This is a genomic window from Mesobacillus zeae (assembly GCF_003570705.1).
Lineage (GTDB): Bacteria > Bacillota > Bacilli > Bacillales > Cytobacillaceae > Mesobacillus_C > Mesobacillus_C zeae.
The window spans coordinates 183,515-202,760 of record NZ_QWVT01000015.1; the positions used below are offsets into that span (position 1 = coordinate 183,515).

The window sequence follows — 19,246 nt, forward strand, 5'->3', positions numbered from 1 at the left end:
GATGGGAAAAACATTTGAAGGACATTTAGTCGGTACAGGGTTAAAAGTGGGAATCGTTGTGGGACGGTTCAATGAGTTCATTACAAGCAAACTGCTCGGCGGTGCTCTGGATGCACTTAGAAGGCACGGGGTTGAGGAAGAAAACATTGACACAGCATGGGTGCCGGGAGCCTTTGAAATTCCGCTTGTTGCCCAAAAGCTTGCAGAGAGCGGGCGTTATGATGCAGTCATCACACTTGGAACGGTCATCCGCGGGGCAACCCCGCATTTTGACTATGTATGCAATGAATCGGCGAAAGGAATTTCCGCAGCTTCTCTGAAATCAGGGATTCCTGTCATTTTCGGAGTGCTGACAACGGAATCAATTGAGCAGGCGATTGAAAGGGCAGGGACAAAAGCTGGCAACAAAGGCTGGGATGCAGCATCTGCAGCGATTGAAATGGCGAGTTTGATGAGAAGCATCGGCTGATATTTTAATAGGAAAGTTTGCTATAATCTTAGGGATAACCTTTTATGGTTATCCCTTTGACATGGAAAAAAGCTTCTTGGAGGAAACAAGATGAAATTAATCTCATGGAACGTTAATGGCCTAAGGGCATGCTGCAAAAAAGGGTTTCTTGATTATTTTACAGAGACGGACGCCGATTTCTTCTGCATACAGGAAACAAAGCTTCAGGAAGGGCAAATTGATTTGCAGCCTGAAGGCTATACTCATTACTGGCATTACGCAGTCAAAAAAGGCTATTCAGGTACAGCCATTTTTACGAAACACAAGCCGCTCTCGGTATCTTATGGAATTGGGCTTGATCAATATGATTCGGAAGGGCGAGCAATTACACTTGAACTTGAGTCTTTTTATCTTGTGAATGTGTATACGCCCAATTCGCAGCGGGATTTGGCCCGGCTGCCTTTCCGCCTCAAGTGGGAAGACAGGCTAAGGGAGTATTTGCAGGAACTTGATGTCCAAAAGCCGGTCATTCTGTGCGGCGATTTGAATGTCGCCCATAACGAAATAGATTTAAAGAATCCCAAAAGCAATAAAGGAAATTCAGGATTCACCGATGAAGAACGTCAAAAAATGTCCGACCTGCTTAGCAGCGGCTTTGTCGATACTTTTCGAAGTCTGCACCCTGATGAGGAAGGGGCCTATACGTGGTGGTCCTATATGAATAAAGTCAGGGAAAGGAATATTGGCTGGCGCATTGACTATTTTATCGTTTCTGAACGACTGATCCCAATGGTGGCTAACGCTGCCATCCAGCCGGAAATCATGGGAAGCGATCATTGCCCAATCCTACTAGAAATGTCGCTGTAAACAGTGTATGGAGTATGCTGCCTTTCACATAAAAGATAGCATCTTTAAGAAAAAGTCGTCATTACTCAGCTTTTCATAGTTGGGAAATGGCGATTTCTTGTTTAAGAGATTTTTTGATGGGAACGGTAAGTCGTTGCGTGATTTTAGGAAGAAAATGAATTTTTCCTTCTTATTTGCTGTGTTAAATCTTAATGTTGATTTTCTAATAAATTTAAAGGGAAACTCCTTTTAAATGGAGTTACCCTAATTAAACTAAGTTATTTCTCACCATGCTTTCCATCCCTAATCGCTTTTCTAAACTTTCCATCTTCTTCTCTAATCGCAATTGCTTCTTCTACACTTATTCCTTTAATCGAATAATATTTTGTACCTTTTTCATATTCGTTTGAGAAGTTACCAGTGTATGTGCCTTCCATATCGGAATACTTTGTCACTTCTCCAATTTCCTCATTTATTTCGTTTACAAAGTCATCACATACTCGATAAATATAACTATCCCACACTACAAATGAAAAAGCCCAGTCTGCTGATGATTTATTAGAATTATCTTCTGAACAACCCGAAATAATCGTTAAGATGAATGAAAATATCATAGCGATAATAAAAATTCTTCTTTTCAATTGATTTCCTCGTTTCTTTAATTAGACGTTTTTATTTCGATTGAAGTTGCAAATACTTATTAGTCAAATTTTGAATTTTGATAAACGTAAACTATCATAAGTATCTGTTATTTCAAATACAAATGATGTTAATAGAAATTCTTAATATTGTGTTTTGTACTTTCATTACTACGGCTACCTATATACAAGCACCACGCAAAGTAGTTGTCGAGGTACTCTGTAGTAACACCCTTAAAACGGTCTATCCATTGTTTCATACGAGAATGGAGACCATTGACATTTTGAATAGGATACAAGCCCTTGATAACGTGTTTGCCATCGTTTGATTTTTAGACGACCACCAACAGAGGATGAAGGTTCAACATAGCGTTTTACCCATTGAAACACTCGTTCTTTTTTTGTGTGTGACAAATTGGCGATATGTTTTAACAAGTTACTGAACGCTTTGCTCAAGCTTACCATATCGCCCGAATGTGTGTTCTTATATTGAACTAAGTATTTAGATAGGTAGCAAATATCAACATTTACCTTTTACAGAGCCTTCTTATTAATAGGCTATCATAGTATCTTCTGCCCGGTGTCATTCTCCCGGCATATTTCTCCACAGACAGACCTCTGTTACCCGTTACCGAACTATTATTCTGAGAGATGTTGAAACTTCAAAATGTGATATTCCCGATAAGCTCGCGGTTATTCCCGATAAGCTCATGGTTATTCCCGATAAGCAGTGATATATTCTCGATCAACGTAAATATATTCCTATTAGATGTGATTTACATCCACTTATGTTGATATATGTAAATATCAAGCAATCATTCTCACCTGAATGCTGACAGCGCTTAACGGGTCGCTCTGCCTTTTTTTAAAGCTGGGTTTTTCGCCAGAATGGATTAACCTTATGTTGAGGCTTTATTAATGAAGGAACTTATGTGGATTGATGCAATGAGAATAGAAGTTTTCCACCGGTAAAATCGTATAAATCAGGTCATCGGATAACTGTTTTAAATTTTGTCATAAAATATATTCCGTCTTCAAACTAATTGTTATATACTATATATGAAAAAGCATAACACAAATACATGTGCTTTATAAAAGGTATATCATATATCGAAAAAATAGAGGGCGGTGACTATTATTAAACTTACGAAACGGCAGGAGGAAATTCTGCTCATCGTTAAAAAGGATGGACCGATCACCGGTAAACAGATTGCTGATAAGCTGTCCCTAACGAGGGCTACGCTGAGGCCCGACCTTGCCATACTGACAATGGCCGGAAGTCTCGAGGCCAAACCAAGGGTCGGATATTACTTCAATCCAAACACTGAATTGAAGAAGCATGCGGCGGACATCGCGAGCCAGATTGTCAATGACTATAAGGCACACCCGATTGTCGTCCAAAAATCCACATCTGTATATGACGCCATCGTCCAGATTTTTCTTGAAGATGTCGGAACTCTTTATGCCGTGGATAAAAATGGATTCTTATCCGGTGTGATTTCACGCAAAGATCTCCTCCGTGCAGCCATAGGCAATACTAATCTTGAGGAATTGCCTGTAAGCGTCATCATGACCAGAATGCCTAATATTGTGACTGTCAAGCCCGAGGAGACACTTCTTGACGCGGCAAAGAAACTGATCCATAACCATATCGACTCGCTTCCAGTCGTAAGGGAAAGTGAGACTGAACCTAATATGATTGAAGTAATCGGGCGCATCACAAAGACAACGATAACGAGAGCTTACGCAGAAATGCTGGAAATTTAACACTGGAGGAAGTGATTATGGATTTGAACAAAAAGGAAGTAGTCTACGTTGTATCCGATTCAGTTGGCGAAACAGCTGAATTTGTCGTAAAGGCGGTTGCCACCCAGTTCAATGGAGGGCAGGTTGACATTCGAAGGAGCTCTTACGTAGAAGACCATGAAGATATTGAAGATGTGATTATTCTTGCCAGACAGACTAAGTCCATCATTGCGTACACCATCGTCATTCAGGATCTTAAGAAATATCTGGACAGAAGGGCAGCAGAAGAAGGAATTATGGCAGTAGACCTTCTGAATCCACTGCTTAGCGCTTTTACAAAGAAGTTTGACAAAGATCCGAACAACCAGCCTGGAATGATGAGAAAGCTTGATGACGATTATTTCAGAAAGATTGAAGCAATCGAGTTTGCCGTCAAATACGACGACGGCCGTGATCCGCGCGGAGTCCTTAGGGCTGATATTGTACTGGCTGGCGTGTCAAGAACCTCAAAGACACCATTATCCATGTACCTTGCCCACAAGCGCTTCAAGGTTGCAAACGTTCCGCTTGTGCCGGAAGTAAAGCCTCCAGATGAGCTGTTCAAGGTACCTCGCGGCAAGGTGGTCGGGCTAATTATTTCACCTGATAAATTGAATGAAATCCGGAAAGAAAGGCTGAAAGCTCTCGGCCTGACTTCACAGGCAAATTACGCAAGCTATGAGCGCATTCTTGAAGAGCTTGATTACGCTGAAAAAATCATGAAACGGGTCGGCTGCCCGATTATCAATGTTTCTAATAAAGCAGTAGAAGAAACAGCAAGCCAAATACTGGACATTTTGAAAAGCGAAAGGAGCTCCAACTAATGGCTAAATTTGTTTATATGTTTAATGAAGGAAACAGCGAAATGAAGGAAATCCTTGGTGGAAAAGGTGCAAACCTTGCCGAAATGACAAAAATCGGTCTTCCGGTACCTTTTGGTTTCACAATTTCCACGCATGCGTGCAACGCTTATTATGATGCAGAAAAAACAATTCCAGCTGAAGTAAAGGAACAAGTGATGGAATCGCTGGCGAAACTAGAACAGGAAAGCGGTAAGAAGCTTGGAGACCCTGAAAATCCACTCTTGGTATCAGTGCGTTCTGGGGCAGTCTTTTCAATGCCTGGTATGATGGACACCATTCTGAATCTCGGAATGAATGATGAAACAGTTGAAGGTGTAGCGCGGCTTACAAACAATCCAAGATTTGCCTACGATTCGTACCGCCGTTTCATTCAAATGTTTTCTGACGTCGTCCTCAATGTCGATACATATTACTTTGAGAAGCTCCTTGAAGAAACTAGGGAGGAAAAAGGATACACGGCTGACCCTGAATTAACTGCGGAAGATTGGATCGAAGTCATTAAGGGCTACAAACAAATCGTTAAAAAGCATACAAAAAACGCATTCCCTGAAGATCCAACGGAACAGTTATTCTTGTCGATCAATGCCGTTTTTGATTCATGGAACAACCAGCGTGCTATCGTTTACCGCCGGCTTAATAAAATCCCGGGTCACCTTGGAACTGCCGTCAACATCCAAAGCATGGTTTTCGGGAATATGGGAGAAGATTCGGGAACTGGCGTTGCATTTACGCGGGATCCTTCTACAGGAGAACATACACTATACGGAGAGTATCTGATCAACGCGCAGGGTGAAGACGTTGTGGCAGGTATCCGTACGCCGCAGCCAATCAAAACGCTTAAAGACGAAATGCCTGAGGTGTTCCAGCAATTTTCAGAAACATGCCGCCGCCTTGAACAGCATTACCGCGACATGCAGGATATCGAGTTTACGGTAGAGCGCGGAAAACTGTATATTCTGCAGACGCGTAATGGAAAAAGGACTGCTCAGGCCGCGATTAGGGTTGCGGTCGAAATGGTGAATGAAGGCATTCTTGATAAAAAAGAAGCGCTGCTCCGCGTTGACCCGGATGCTTTAAATCAGCTCCTTCACAGAAGGATTGACGACAACCATGAACGGAACCAGCTTGCCAAAGGTCTTCCTGCATCGCCAGGTGCCGCAACAGGCCAGGTTGTCTTTGATGCGGATGAGGCAGAGCTTCTGGCTAAGGACGGTAAAAAAGTAATTCTTGTCAGACAGGAAACCACTCCGGATGATATCCATGGCATCGTTGCAGCACAGGCTGTTGTGACAAGCCGTGGAGGAATGACAAGCCATGCAGCGGTTGTTGCAAGGGGCATGGGAAAAGCTTGTATTTGCGGATGCGAAGCAATGAAAATCGACCTTCACGAAAAAGTGTTCCAAATTGGCGGGACCGTTGTGAACGAAGGGGATATCATTACAATTGACGGTGGTACTGGTGAAATCATGCTTGGAGAAATCCCGATGATTGAACCGGAACTTTCTGAAGAGTTCCAGCTATTATTAACATGGGCAGACGAAATCAGGGACCTTGGAGTACGCGCAAATGCGGATAATCCAGAAGATTCAGCGAAAGCAAGAGAGTTTGGCGCGGAAGGAATCGGTCTTTGCCGTACTGAGCATATGTTCATGGACAGTAAACGGATTCCAATCGTACAGGACATGATTCTTGCGGAGTCTTTCGAAGATCGTAAAGAGGCTCTCGACAAACTGCTTCCAATGCAGCAGGGAGATTTTGAGGGAATCCTTGAGGCTATGCAGGGCCTTCCGGTGACGATCCGCCTCCTTGATCCGCCGCTCCATGAATTCCTCCCTGACAAGGAAGAATTGATTGTGGAAACGACAACACTTAAGATCACCGATCCAGATTCTGCGGAGCTTGCGGAAAAAGAAATGCTCCTCAAGAAGGTGCGCCAGCTGGATGAATTCAACCCTATGCTGGGCCATCGCGGCTGCCGTCTTGGAATGATCCATCCGGAAATTTACGAAATGCAGGCCAAAGCCATTTTTTACGCAGTGGCTGCCCTTGCCGAAAAAGGCATCGAGGCTTCTCCAGAGGTTATGATACCGCTTGTAGGTCATGTGAATGAGCTAAAACAAATGAGGGAACTGGTAGTTGAGGCTGCCGAAGCTGTTCAGCAAGAGAAAGGCCTGACTATTACTTATACAATCGGGACGATGATTGAAGTGCCGCGTGCTGCACTTACAGCAGACCAAATTGCAGAAGAAGCCGATTTCTTCTCATTTGGAACCAACGACCTGACGCAGACAACATTCGGTTACAGCCGCGATGACGCGGAAGGCAAGTTCCTTCAAACATATATTGAAAACAAAGTGCTTCCTGAAAATCCATTTGCTGCGCTTGACCGCGAAGGTGTAGGCAAGCTAGTGGAAACAGGTGTGAAGCTTGGCCGCCAGACCAAACCAAACCTGAAAACAGGCATATGCGGAGAGCACGGCGGTGAAAAGAGCTCCATTGAGTTCTGCTACTATACTGGTTTAAACTATGTCAGTTGCTCGCCTTACAGAGTGCCGCTGGCAAGACTTGCAGCAGCCCAGGCTACAATCAAACACAGAAAAAAATGATACAACTATCAGCTCTCCAGTATTGGAGAGCTGATTTTTTTGGATTATCAAATTTCTGATCCTTGTCTGAAAAGTTTGCTGATTTGTCATTTCATTTAGCATTTTTCTCCTTATTTTGTTGTTCCCGTTTGTTGCCGGGCCGAGATAGACGTAAAATAAAAGAGAGGGAGATCATCATTAAGGTTCTGACTGAAATCCTCAGGAAAAGTGTAGGTATTGCTGCTTTTAGGGTATTAGAATGACAATCTAATATTTAGGAGGAAGAACAATGAATGAGCTAATTAAAAAAGGTTTTTTTCTCGGTGTTGGTGCTGCCCTTGCGGGGAAGGAAAAGCTTGAGGAAAATTTGATAAAGCTAGTGGAGAAAGGAACGATGACGAATTCGGAGGCTAATTCTATTTTGCGGGAATTCCTGCGAAAAGGGGAAGAGAAAGGAGAAAACTGGAATCAGGAAGTTAAGAGTTTTGCCAGGGAACAGTTAAAATCTGCAGGATTTGTCACAAAAGAAGAGCTTGATTCTGTTAAGCAGGATTTGTCCCTCTTACGCCAGGAAATAGATGTTATAAGAAACCAGAACCTTGCCAAGGAGACTTCTTTTCAAGAACAATCAAGCATCGGGGAAGAAGTTTTCGATGATTCTTATCTTGACCGTATCGATGATGAAAGATAACCATATGGTGAAAGTATGGTGAAAAATTCATTAAGGCGACTAAACAGATACAGGGAAATCGTTTCACTTTTTGGAAAGTACGGCTTTGGATACATTGTCGAAGACGTGGGGCTCACCCATATGTTATCAATGAAGGCGAAAATCGCATCCGATTTCAAACAGGGAAATATGAAATCAGCGGGGAGCCGTGTCCGATCCCTTTTTGAAGAGCTGGGACCTACCTTTGTAAAAATGGGGCAGATGCTAAGCATTAGGAGCGACTTGCTGCCAGCAGAAATAACAATAGAGCTTGAAAAGCTCCAGGATAAAGTGCCACCAGTCCCGGCAGGTGATATTAAAGACAAAATCCTTCAGGAACTCGGATTCCCTGTTGAGGAACTTTTTCATTCTTTTAATGAAGAATGTGTAGCAGCTGCCTCGATTGGCCAGGTCCATGAGGCTGTCTTAAAGGATGGCTCTTCTGTCATGGTAAAAGTGCAAAGGCCGGGAATTAAAAAAAATATCTTTACCGACCTGCAAATCATGAGGGACCTTTCAAGGTTGTTAGAACAGCGCTATGATTGGGCAAGGCACTACCATTTGGCCGACATGGTAGACGAGCTGGCAGAATCAATCAAAAAAGAGTTGGACTATCTTGAAGAAGCCAGGAATACTGAAACAATCGGAATGCAATTTGATAACCATGAAAAGATTAAAGTGCCCAATATTCATTGGGACTATACAACTGCATATGTGCTCACGATGGAAAAGCTGACCGGTATTAAGCTGACAGAGCTTGACCGCGCGGGCTGCAGCAAGGAATGCAAGCGAAACATAGCAGAGTTGCTTGCAGAAGCTTTTTTAACCCAGATTTTGAAGGAAGGTTTCTTTCATGGAGACCCACATCCTGGGAATATTCTCTATCTTCCAGAAAAAGAGCAACTAGGCTTAATTGATTTTGGCCAGGTTGGCAGACTTCCCGCAAGGATGCGGGATGACGCTGCTAACTTGATGCTCGGCTTGATGATGGAAGATACAGACTTGGTCGTCAAGGCGCTCTACCGTTTGGCAAAGGTTCCCCATACAGTTGATGAAAATCATTTCTACGATGATATTGACCGCATCCGTAAAAAATTGAGCCATATGCCTTTAGGTGAACTTAATTTGGGGTACACCATCAAGGAAATTTTCGCAACTGCGAGGGAGCATCAAATCATCATTCATAAAGAGCTGACTATGATGGGTAAAACCTTAATCACGTTTGAAGGCATTATCAAAGACATGGATCCTGCCATCAACATTATTGAACTTGCCAGGCCTTATGGAGAAGCTCTGCTTCTTGAGAGGTATAATCCGGTTAACATGGGCAAACGACTGTGGAAGGATGCCGAAGGCCTTTCAAGTACACTAGCCAGTATGCCGGGAAAAGTGGAAGAACTTGTTGGTAAAACAACAGATGGGCATTTAAAGTTTGAAATCAGTCTGACTGAGATAAAAAGCATTTTGACCAAATTCGATAGGATGAGCAACCAGATTTCATTCAGCCTAACACTGCTCGCGTTCAGTATTGTTGTATTAGGCTTGATAATAGGGGTGACATTTGGATCTCAATCCATATTAACAGGAATTCCAGCAATGGAAATCGGTTTTATAATTGCCTTTTTCATGTTTCTTTGGATTCTGTATTCCATTTTGAAATCGGGAAGGTTTTAGGAATATAGCAGATTTTATATTGCAGGGCGCATGGATGCCCTGTTTTTTTGTTCACATTAATTGCATTTCCATTTTTGTTTTATAATTGTTCCAGGCTTTATAATGAAGGGAAATAAAACTGGCTGTATTGCCAGGGACAGGGGGATCATGTGAGAAAATATTCGGTACCGGTTATGACCATTTTTTCATTGTTTGTCTTTATCCTGCTATTGGCGGGATTTGGATGGACATTGCAGAACCAGCTTGGGGAGGAAACGGGCAAAGAAACAAAAACAATTAAGCCTGAACAGCCTGCTGCCAAGGAAAAACAGGGGGGAAAAGAAAAACACATCCTTGCGCTTGGCGATTCATTGACAAGAGGTACGGGAGATGAAAGCGGCAAAGGCTATACAGGATACTTAATTGACCAGTTGAAGAAAAAATCCAAGGAAGATATTGTCCTCCACAATCTGGGAGTAAAGGGCTACCGGTCAGGACAGCTTCTTCAACAAATTGATCAGCCTGAGGTCCAGAGACAAGCAGCTGCCGCGGATATGATCCTGATTACAATCGGCGGTAACGACCTATTTCAGCAAGGACAAACTTTGAAAGATCCAAGTATGGAAAATGTGGCCGGTTTGCAGGGGAAGTACCTTGCTAATTTGGAAACAGTCATTTCAAAGCTTCGGGATGTTAACAAGGATGCACCCATATATTTTATAGGTTTATATAACCCTTTTATTGACATGAAAGATGCCCCTGGAACCACTAAAGCTGTGAGAGACTGGAATTATGCCACTGGAAACTTGCTCGACAGCGTTCCAAACACCGTTTTTGTTCCAACATTTGATATTTTTCAACTTAATGTTAATAAGTACTTGTTCTCTGACAAATTCCATCCAAATAACAAGGGATATAAGCTGATCGCAGAACGAGTGGCATCATTGATAACATGGTGAGGGGGAAAAACATGGATGAAATAACGCTCTCAGTCAAAGGACTGAAAAAAAGTATCGGCAAAAGGGAGATTATCAAAGGCATTGACATAACGCTGAAGAGAGGCGAGGTCTTTGGTTTTTTGGGACCCAACGGTGCGGGAAAAACCACAACCATCCGAATGCTTGTAGGGCTGATCAAACCGACTGCGGGAAAAATTGAAATATGCGGATACAACGTGGAGACCGAATTTACCAAGGCTATGGAACAGATGGGCTGCATTGTCGAAAACCCGGAATTGTATCCATATTTAACTGGCTGGGAAAACCTTGAGCATTTTTCAAGGATGCTTCCCAAACAAGACAACAGCCATATGAAAGAGGTTGTAAAGCTCGTACGGCTCCAGGAAAGAATTCATGACACCGTTAAAACATATTCCCTTGGTATGAGGCAGAGATTGGGCATTGCACAGGCACTCCTCGGCCGGCCAAAAGTGCTCATCCTGGATGAGCCTACTAATGGACTTGACCCGATGGGAATACGAGAAATGCGGAGCTTCATCAGGCACTTGGCTAAAGAAGAAGGATTGACAGTATTGGTATCGAGCCATCTCCTTAGTGAAATTCAGTTAATGTGTGACCGCGTTGCCATTATCTCAAAGGGTGAAGTACTGGCGGTTGACTCTGTTGAAAAGCTGCTGACGCTTCAGGAAAGGCTGACTTGGAGAGTTACTCCAGAAGAAGAAGGAAAAAAAGTACTTCAATCATTTACCACAGTCAGCAAAGGGATTGACGGAACTCTGGTTACGCCCTATTCGGCGGAAGAAGCAGCCTTGTGGAACAAGGCACTTGTTGAAAAGGGCATTCATGTGATGGAAATCAACCGAAAGCTTCCTGCGCTGGAAGATCTGTTCCTTGAAATAACAGGGGGTGAAACAGTTGATTAACCTCATTCGGAATGAAATGCTAAAAATAATACGCAGGCGAAAACTATTGGTTGTGGCCCTTATCATCAGCGTGCTTGTCGGTTTATTTACATATGCCCAATACAAGGAAGCTGAAAGGACCAGGGAAAGAATCGGATCGCAAGACTGGCGGACCACCGTGCAGCAGCAAATTGTTGATACACAGAACCGGCTAGGCAGCAGCGGGATTTCCGATGAATGGAAAACTCAGCTAAAGCTGAGGATTCAGCAGCAGCAATATTATCTTGACCATGATATTAACCCTTTAGAACCAGGGGCGCCGACCTTTATGAGAACTTTCGCGGAACATTCCATCACGCTCCTGATTCCACTGATGGTAATGGTGATCGCTGCAGACCTTGTTTCCTCTGAAAGGAGCAGCGGTACTGTGAAGCTTTTACTGACAAGGCCGATAAAACGATGGAAAGTTCTGATGAGCAAGTACCTTGCTTTACTGTTATCCATTTCTGCGGTCATTGGAATTTTTGGACTTGTTTCTTATCTGGTTTCCGGGCTGGTTTTTGGCTACCAGGGCTGGGATGCGCCTGTTGTAACCGGTTTTACTGCATTAGGCAGCGAGCTTGATACCGCGGGCGCCCAGCTTTTGCCGCAATGGCAATATATTCTGATGGAATATAGCCTCGTATGGTTCGTGGCCATCATCGTCGGTACAATTGCCTTTATGCTGTCCGTCCTTGTCAAAAGCACGCCTGCAGCGATGGGAATTATGCTCGCAGCACTAATTTCCGGCCTAATATTAAGCAATATGGTTTCATCATGGGAATCTGCGAGGTACTTTTTTATGATTAATATGGACCTGACTGCCTATTTGGCGGGAAATCCGCCCCCAATAGAGGGAATGACGCTTGGATTTTCCTTAAGCATACTCGCTGTATGGGGAATTGCAGCATTGGTGGTTTCTTTCCTTGTGTTTACAAGAGAGGATGTTTATTGATAAGCGGGACAAGTGTACCTTTCGTATTGGAGATGCACGCCCATTGTAAAGTTAAGCTGAAAAAGGATAAAATAGATGTGAGCATCCACTTTTGAAATCCTTAACACAATGTCACAGGATTGGCGCGGGGCATTCCCCGCGTTATTTTTTTCATTGGAATAGATACAATAGTAATGGCTGCCTGCATTATGAAGAAAAATAAAACATGGATAGAATAAAAGAAAGCAGGGATACATTTGACGGATTTTTCCGATCTTGGTTTATCAGAAGAATTGAAAAGAAAGCTATTGCGTGAAGGCATTAGCGTACCAACACCGGTTCAGGAAAAGACAATACCTAAAATGCTTGAAGGAAAAGAGCTGATTGTTCAAGCCATGACGGGTTCTGGAAAGACACTGGCATTTGTGTTGCCAATCCTGGAGCAAATCAAGCCAGGGGCGGGACACATCCAGGCACTTGTTGTGACACCAACAAGAGAGCTTGCCCTTCAAATTACAAATGAAACGAAAAAAATGGCGGGCAGCGATATCAGTGTGCTTGCTGTGTACGGCGGGCAGGATGTGGACAAACAGTTAAAGAAGCTCGAGAAATGTGTGGATATTGTTATCAGCACGCCAGGACGCCTTCTTGATCATATGAGGCGAGGAACGGTTGATTTGTCACAGTTGTCTTGCCTTGTTCTGGATGAAGCCGATCAAATGCTTCATATCGGCTTTTTACCGGAAGTGGAAGAGATTATTGATGCTGCTTCTCCTGATCGAAAAACGATGCTTTTTTCGGCAACAATGCCTTCCGAAGTAAGAGATCTAGCCCGTAAATACATAGACAACCCGGAGTATATCCAGGTTGAAAGAACGCAGGGACCTGCAGTCAGCGTTAAGCAGTCAGCCGTATTTACAACGGACCGGGCAAAATTCGAAACGCTTGTAAGCCTGGTCAACGAAGAGCGTCCGTTTATGGCCGTCATTTTTTGTAGGACAAAGAGAAGGGCCAGCAAATTGTATGATAATTTAAAGGGAAAAGGCTTTTCTTGTGATGAACTGCATGGCGACCTCTCACAGGGAAAACGTGAAAAAGTGATGAAACGGTTCAGAGATGCCGAGATCCAATTGCTTGTGGCTACTGATGTTGCTGCGAGGGGCCTTGATGTCGAGGGAGTTACACACGTCTTCAATTATGATATACCGCTCGATGCGGAAAGCTATGTACACAGAATTGGAAGAACAGGAAGAGCAGGATCGGAAGGAATGGCGATTACACTGTTTGCCCAAAAGGATAAACAACTCCTTCACGAAATTGAAAAAGATCTAAAAATCAAAATCAGAAGAATTAATGAAGCGAGAGAAGATGAAGTCCAGGCTCTCCCTGCAAAGAAGAGCCAAGCCGGGAGAAGATTTGCAGATGACCGCAAAAAAAGGTCGGAAGGTCCATCAGCAAGAAAAAACAACAGCAAAAGCAGCGCCCGTCCGAATGCGCGCTCGGGAAAAAATAAATGGGGAAAATAGGCTAGGGTGAGGAGGAAAAAACATGTTGAGTGAAAATATGAAACAATATATTAAAAAGGCGTCCGAGTCTTCAAACGGAGGAGAAGTAAAGCTTAAGTTATCCGCGGCTGAACTGGAGTATGCAAAAAGAAACGGGATAGTCAGCAGCGATCCAATAGTGGATGAATTGAAACCTTCCAGATTTGCCGGTTCGTACATGGAACGTGGAGACAAGGAAACAGAGCAAATGCTGGCTGTTGAGAATAATGATTTTTTGGCGCAGCGGATCGATTACTTCAAGAAGAACAAACTTGAATTCCTATACATGGAGTCCGAGTGGTTTGACTTGGTTGGAGCTGATTCTGTTTCCTTTGAATCTGATGATGTGTTCGGCAAATATGATGTTATGCTTGGATTAAAGCTTCAAAAAAAATTAGGAGCAGCGATTAAAGCGTTTTTGGATCAAAGTCTTCAGCATGGAGCAGCTTCCTATGACCTGTTGTTCAGTGGAAATGAGGGTCTTTGGACCCTGAACTTTTCCCTGGATGACGCTGCGGGTTTTCGTGAGGACATGATGATAGAAGAAGCATTTGAGCTGATTTACCAAGTTTTATTTAAGCTAGCTGAAACTGTGGAAAACCAGCAAAAGAACAATCATTGAATAGATGGAAGTGTAAGCAATGCGATTTAGTAAAGCCTTGTTAATTTATAATGGAAACGCCGGACAAAAAAACATTGACCTTTCACTTGGTGCTTCGGTACCTGTTTTGTCATCAGCCATTCCTGATTTGCACATAATCCAGACTGAAAGGCAAGGTCATGCGACCGAGCTTTGCGAGCGTTACGGTTCAGAGGTGGATGCTGTTTTCATTCTGGGTGGCGATGGCACAGTACACGAATGTACAAACGGCCTTGCGAGACTGGAAAAACCGCCTGTTATCGGTTTGCTGCCAGGAGGTACTTGCAATGACTTTTCAAGGACATTGGGCATTGACCAGGATATAAGGCGTGCCAGCGAACAGTTAATCAATGGGGTAATAGTACCGGTCGATGCAATTAAAATTGATGATGGCTACTCCCTTAATTTTTGGGGAATCGGCCTCATTGCCCAAACTTCGTTGAATATTGAAGACAGCGAAAAAGATAGGTTCGGTAAAATAGGCTACTTCTTAAGTGCCATCCGGACTGTAAAAGATATGGAGCATTTCGAGTATACAATCGAAATGGATGGAAAAGAAATTCGCGGGGAGGCAAAGATGATCATTGCCATGAACGGGAGCTACATCGGGACAAATCAGCTTCCTTTCCAGGGGATTCGGTATGATGACGGGTTGATTGACCTGTTTATCATTAAGAATACAAACCTGACTCTCATAAAGGAAATTTTAACAAATGACCCTACTGTAAATCCCAATACACTAAGCAATGAAATCGACCACTTTACAGCGAAGCAGATAAAAGTAGAAACGAGTAATGTTACGGAAGCTGACATGGACGGGGAAGTCTATACAGAAACACCAAGCCAAATTGCTGTGCTTAAGCACCGTTTCCGCATGCTGAAGCCTGAAAATGTCTAAGTTCTAACCGGAATTCTGATATATTTCAAACAACAAGGGCAGCCTAAAAGGCTGCCCTTGTTTTGATTTCACCATTTTATCGGTACATCCTCGTCCTTTGCCTTGGCTTTCTTAGGCCTGAGCATCCAGGCTGCTGTTTTGATAGCCAAAGATCCGACCATTTTACATTTTGGGCTTTAGCCCACTCTTACTCCAACAGGAATTCCTTTATACGGAAGCCCTGTGACAGGACTTTTATTATACTCTGGTACAAGGGCTTCATTATAATAGCCATTCCAGTTGGGCTGTTTCTCAGGGCTCCCCGTCAACGGTTTTGTCATCATTTGCAGATGATTCATAAATCTGTTCCTGGATTCCTTGCTGCGAAGCAAGTAGAATAGTGAGCCGACTGTCGCTGCACCTAGAAACGTTTTGTTTGATACCATGCCAGTTCCCTCCTCATTGGACTTCGTATGATTACTTTTCCCTGGGGCGGCATGCCTAAACTATAAAAATAAGGGCAGAAGGATTGTCTATCGCTGCTGCTTATTATTTATGAGGATGAACAAGAGCTGCATGATGAGCAGGAACTGCCTGATGAACAGTTTGATATTCCTCCGTCTGAATCGCCACCGTAACCGCTTTCTCCATAGTGAGGTGAATGATGGCTGCCTTTGAATATCTCATTAAATGTCGTCTCATGGTCACTGTCATCTGAGGCTGCATAGGCAACGTATGAATAGCTGGCATCGTTTGTCTGATTATACTTGTTAACACACATTGGTGTCAGATGTTTATGCTCCTGCTTGCTCCAGTGCACATAAGACTCAAATGAAGCTTCTGCTTCTTGACTTGAGTCACTCCGCATGTATTTTTCTTTTAAGTCCTGCATTGGCAGGTTGGTATATTCCTGGAGAAAGCTGCTTCCTTTATCATGTTTGAAAAACTCGCCCCATATTTTCCTGGCACTTGTATCTAACGTAAACATTTGAACATAGCAAAAATCAAAAAAAGTCCGTTCTTCAGGCTTGAAAGAAGGCTGAGAATGGGGAATATGCTTTAGTTTATGGCCGATAAAACGGTTGGAAAAGTCTTCGTATTCTTTTTCATAATGGAGCAGCGCATGCCAAAGGTCATCTATTTTTTCATTAAACATTTCTACGCTTTTGAACATGCCTGCAAGCATGAAATACCTTTTTAATTCACGCCAATACAGATTGGCTTCATATTGAGTCATTCTGGGGTGTTTCAGACGAAAGGATGTATTTACTCTTTCCATTAAAGTTCTGTCGAGTGATGTATCAAGCCTGTTTATATAGTTTTCAGTAAGGATACTTGTAGGAAATACATCCCAAGTTTCTTTATAGTATTCTCTGAATTCCCGCTGAAAACGATTAGCTTTTGCCTCTATGTTATTGCTCTTTGAGTACATGATTACAGCCAAAAGAATCGCGCCTCCTATAACCAAATAAATCATTTAGTTATCCCCCTTTAACCTTTACAATAGGATTTTTATACCATATAAGTGGAAGATTGAAGAATGGTTTTCACTTTACTACGATAACAAGATAGTATGGTAGTATACTAAAATTTACCAAAAATATTGACAACAGAGACTGCTGGCGAATACAATATGTATAAGTTATTAGTGAATAGATAAAATTCAGAAATCGGTGACATCCATGGTGCAAAATTTAGCAATCGGCAAGATCGCAATTCTGCTTGCCTCCCTAACAGAGGATGAGCTAAAACAGATTAAACTCCCGCTCGAGAAATTTTCTTACTGCCAGGGCAGAGTGGGCTCGATGAATATGCAAAAGGTGATTTCGGCAGTTGAAACTGCTGCAAAGCGAAACGCCCTCATCAATGAAGGCTATTACCGGGAAACTCATTCCTTGTATCATGCCATCATGGAGGGAATCAATGGAGTTACCAGAGGACAGGCAGCCATTGGGGAAATGAGCCGTACAGTGGGCTTAAGGTTTGCGGTAGTCAGGGGTAAGCCTTATGACCATCCAGAAGAAGGGGAATGGATTGCCGTAGCGTTTTACGGAACGATCGGTGCACCAGTCAAAGGTTCAGAGCATGAAACAGTGGGGTTGGGGATTAACCACATTTAAAAATTGAACAATGAAACACATTGCCTATAGTCTATTAGTCAAGAGGAGGCGATGATGGTACCGCTATGCCATTATCGCCTCCTTTTTATTTTTTTTCAAAAACAGGGGGATGAAATGATGGTGGAATTGAACGGTAATACGCTGACACTCGAGGAGGTCAGGCGTGTCTGCTATGAAAGGGAAATCGTGACAATCAATCCGGAAAGCATGAAGAAAGTTGAACAGAGCCGGGCGGCAGTAGAAAAAATCGTTGCTGAAAACAGAACGGTGTACGGAATTAATACAGGTTTTGGAAAGTTCAGCGATGTGGTGATTTCTGAACATGATGTTGATGACCTGCAGTTAAACCTGATTCGCTCGCATGCATGCGGAATTGGGGACCCATTCCCTGAAGTGGTTTCAAGGGCCATGGTGCTTCTTCGTCTTAATGCATTGCTGAAAGGCTTCTCAGGAATCAGGCCGGTCATTGCGGAAAGGCTTGCAGACTTGCTTAACACCCACATCCATCCTGTTGTTCCGCAACAGGGTTCACTCGGGGCTTCAGGGGATCTTGCGCCTCTTTCACATCTCGCCCTTGTTCTGCTTGGTGAAGGAGAAGTTTACCATCACGGCGAGAGAATGCCAGCAGATAGAGCCCTCCAAATGGAAGGATTGGAACCGGTCGTGCTTCACGCAAAGGAAGGTCTGGCATTGATTAATGGGACACAGGCTATGACAAGTATGGGTGTCGTTAACTGGATTGAAGCGAATGATCTGGCACATCAAAGCGAGTGGATCGCGAGTCTGACAATGGAAGGGCTGGAAGGTATTATCGATGCTTTTCATCCCGCTGTGCACGAAGCAAGGGGCTATCCTCAGCAAATGCAGGTAGCCGAAAGAATGCGCGTCCTTCTTTCGGGAAGCCAGCTCATCACAAGGCAAGGTGAGAAGCGGGTACAGGATGCATACTCTCTTCGCTGTATCCCACAGGTACATGGGGCTTCCTGGCAGGCGCTCGATTATGTAAAAGAAAAGCTTGAAATAGAAATCAATGCCGCAACCGATAACCCACTGATTTTCGACGGAGGCGAGACGGTCATTTCCGGAGGCAACTTCCACGGCCAGCCGATTGCGATCAGCATGGATTTCCTCAAGATTGCAGCCGCGGAGTTTGCGAGCATATCAGAACGCCGGATTGAGAGGCTTGTCAATCCACAGCTAAACGATTTGCCGCCATTCCTGAGTGCACAGCCTGGATTGCAATCCGGCGCTATGATCATGCAGTATGCCGCAGCTTCCCTGGTGTCGGAAAACAAGACGCTTGCGCATCCTGCCAGCGTCGACTCAATTCCATCTTCCGCCAACCAGGAAGACCATGTAAGCATGGGAACGATTGCAGCAAGGCATGCACACAATATTATTCAAAATGTACGCAGGGTACTGGCAATCGAATGTATTTGCGCGCTGCAGGCAGTTCAATACAGAGGAGTGGAAAAAATGGCTCCCGAGACCCGGAAATTTTATGAAGAGGCGAGAAAAGTTGTTCCGTCAATTACCGCAGACCGTGTCTTTTCGAAAGACATTGAAAAGCTGGCAGAATGGCTTAAAAAAAATGAAGGGCTTTGGACAGCCGTAGTAGGAGAGGATCAGTTTTTCCCTACCGCAGCAGAAAATATCGAAGCTATTTAAATAAGGATGTGCAGAGTTTCTGACACTGTGATCTTT

Annotated in this window: 18 protein-coding genes and 1 pseudogene; 15 read left to right on the forward strand and 4 right to left on the reverse strand. The window is 43.6% G+C overall.

Annotated elements, in window-relative coordinates:
• Nucleotide 1 precedes the first annotated feature (1 nt).
• Nucleotides 2–469: a 6,7-dimethyl-8-ribityllumazine synthase gene (gene ribH, locus D1970_RS09060; protein ID WP_119112544.1), complete on the forward strand. Its 468-nt coding sequence runs from the start codon at nt 2–4 to the stop codon at nt 467–469.
• Nucleotides 470–559: 90 nt separating this feature from the next.
• Complete coding sequence (locus D1970_RS09065) at nt 560–1,315, forward strand: exodeoxyribonuclease III (RefSeq protein ID WP_119112545.1); 756 nt, start codon at nt 560–562, stop codon at nt 1,313–1,315.
• Between the two features lie 257 nt (nt 1,316–1,572).
• On the opposite strand, the gene D1970_RS09070 is transcribed toward D1970_RS09065, so the two are convergent.
• Entirely contained in the window at nt 1,573–1,935 is a 363-nt protein-coding gene (locus D1970_RS09070; protein ID WP_246370043.1) for a hypothetical protein, read from the reverse strand.
• A gap of 63 nt (nt 1,936–1,998) precedes the next feature.
• Nucleotides 1,999–2,264 (reverse strand): annotated as a pseudogene (locus D1970_RS09075) (IS1595 family transposase); the annotation flags it as partial.
• Between the two features lie 796 nt (nt 2,265–3,060).
• Here D1970_RS09075 and ccpN point away from each other — a divergent pair.
• From ccpN to D1970_RS09130, 11 genes are all read left to right on the forward strand, one after another.
• On the forward strand, nt 3,061–3,699 hold the full coding sequence (gene ccpN, locus D1970_RS09080) for a transcriptional regulator CcpN (protein WP_181213248.1): 639 nt from the start codon (nt 3,061–3,063) through the stop codon (nt 3,697–3,699).
• Nucleotides 3,700–3,722: 23 nt separating this feature from the next.
• Nucleotides 3,723–4,541, forward strand: a complete 819-nt coding sequence (locus D1970_RS09085; protein ID WP_119112751.1) for a pyruvate, water dikinase regulatory protein — start codon at nt 3,723–3,725, stop codon at nt 4,539–4,541.
• Nucleotides 4,541–7,186 (forward strand): pyruvate, phosphate dikinase, encoded by a 2,646-nt coding sequence (gene ppdK, locus D1970_RS09090; protein ID WP_119112546.1) that lies wholly within the window; start codon nt 4,541–4,543, stop codon nt 7,184–7,186. The genes D1970_RS09085 and ppdK overlap by 1 nt, the downstream gene beginning before the upstream one ends.
• 268 nt (nt 7,187–7,454) lie before the next feature.
• A complete protein-coding gene (locus D1970_RS09095; protein ID WP_119112547.1) occupies nt 7,455–7,856 on the forward strand; it encodes a phasin family protein in 402 nt (133 codons plus the stop codon).
• 15 nt (nt 7,857–7,871) lie between these two features.
• Entirely contained in the window at nt 7,872–9,548 is a 1,677-nt protein-coding gene (locus D1970_RS09100) for an ABC1 kinase family protein (RefSeq protein ID WP_119112548.1), read from the forward strand.
• 149 nt (nt 9,549–9,697) lie between these two features.
• Entirely contained in the window at nt 9,698–10,486 is a 789-nt protein-coding gene (locus D1970_RS09105; protein ID WP_119112549.1) for an SGNH/GDSL hydrolase family protein, read from the forward strand.
• A gap of 11 nt (nt 10,487–10,497) precedes the next feature.
• Entirely contained in the window at nt 10,498–11,409 is a 912-nt protein-coding gene (locus D1970_RS09110) for an ABC transporter ATP-binding protein (RefSeq protein WP_119112550.1), read from the forward strand.
• On the forward strand, nt 11,402–12,382 hold the full coding sequence (locus D1970_RS09115) for a DUF2705 family protein (RefSeq protein WP_119112551.1): 981 nt from the start codon (nt 11,402–11,404) through the stop codon (nt 12,380–12,382). Before D1970_RS09110 ends, D1970_RS09115 begins: the two co-directional genes overlap by 8 nt.
• Before the next feature lie 236 nt (nt 12,383–12,618).
• Entirely contained in the window at nt 12,619–13,887 is a 1,269-nt protein-coding gene (locus D1970_RS09120) for a DEAD/DEAH box helicase (RefSeq protein ID WP_119112552.1), read from the forward strand.
• Nucleotides 13,888–13,909: 22 nt separating this feature from the next.
• Entirely contained in the window at nt 13,910–14,527 is a 618-nt protein-coding gene (locus D1970_RS09125) for a branched-chain amino acid aminotransferase (RefSeq protein WP_246370045.1), read from the forward strand.
• Between the two features lie 19 nt (nt 14,528–14,546).
• The gene (locus tag D1970_RS09130; RefSeq protein WP_119112553.1) at nt 14,547–15,443 is read left to right on the forward strand and encodes a diacylglycerol/lipid kinase family protein; all 897 of its coding nucleotides are present in this window, start codon (nt 14,547–14,549) and stop codon (nt 15,441–15,443) included.
• A gap of 176 nt (nt 15,444–15,619) precedes the next feature.
• Here the strand turns inward: D1970_RS09130 and D1970_RS09135 are convergent, their stop codons facing one another.
• Both D1970_RS09135 and D1970_RS09140 read right to left on the reverse strand, forming a co-directional pair.
• On the reverse strand, nt 15,620–15,868 hold the full coding sequence (locus D1970_RS09135) for a hypothetical protein (protein ID WP_119112554.1): 249 nt from the start codon (nt 15,866–15,868) through the stop codon (nt 15,620–15,622).
• 107 nt (nt 15,869–15,975) lie between these two features.
• The gene (locus D1970_RS09140) at nt 15,976–16,899 is read right to left on the reverse strand and encodes a UCP032817 domain-containing protein (RefSeq protein WP_119112555.1); all 924 of its coding nucleotides are present in this window, start codon (nt 16,897–16,899) and stop codon (nt 15,976–15,978) included.
• 205 nt (nt 16,900–17,104) lie between these two features.
• On the opposite strand from D1970_RS09140, the gene hutP reads away from it, so the two are divergent.
• Both hutP and hutH read left to right on the forward strand, forming a co-directional pair.
• Complete coding sequence (gene hutP / locus D1970_RS09145; RefSeq protein WP_119112556.1) at nt 17,105–17,542, forward strand: histidine utilization transcription antiterminator HutP; 438 nt, start codon at nt 17,105–17,107, stop codon at nt 17,540–17,542.
• Between the two features lie 117 nt (nt 17,543–17,659).
• A complete protein-coding gene (hutH, locus tag D1970_RS09150; protein ID WP_119112753.1) occupies nt 17,660–19,210 on the forward strand; it encodes a histidine ammonia-lyase in 1,551 nt (516 codons plus the stop codon).
• The last annotated feature ends 36 nt before the right edge of the window (nt 19,211–19,246 follow it).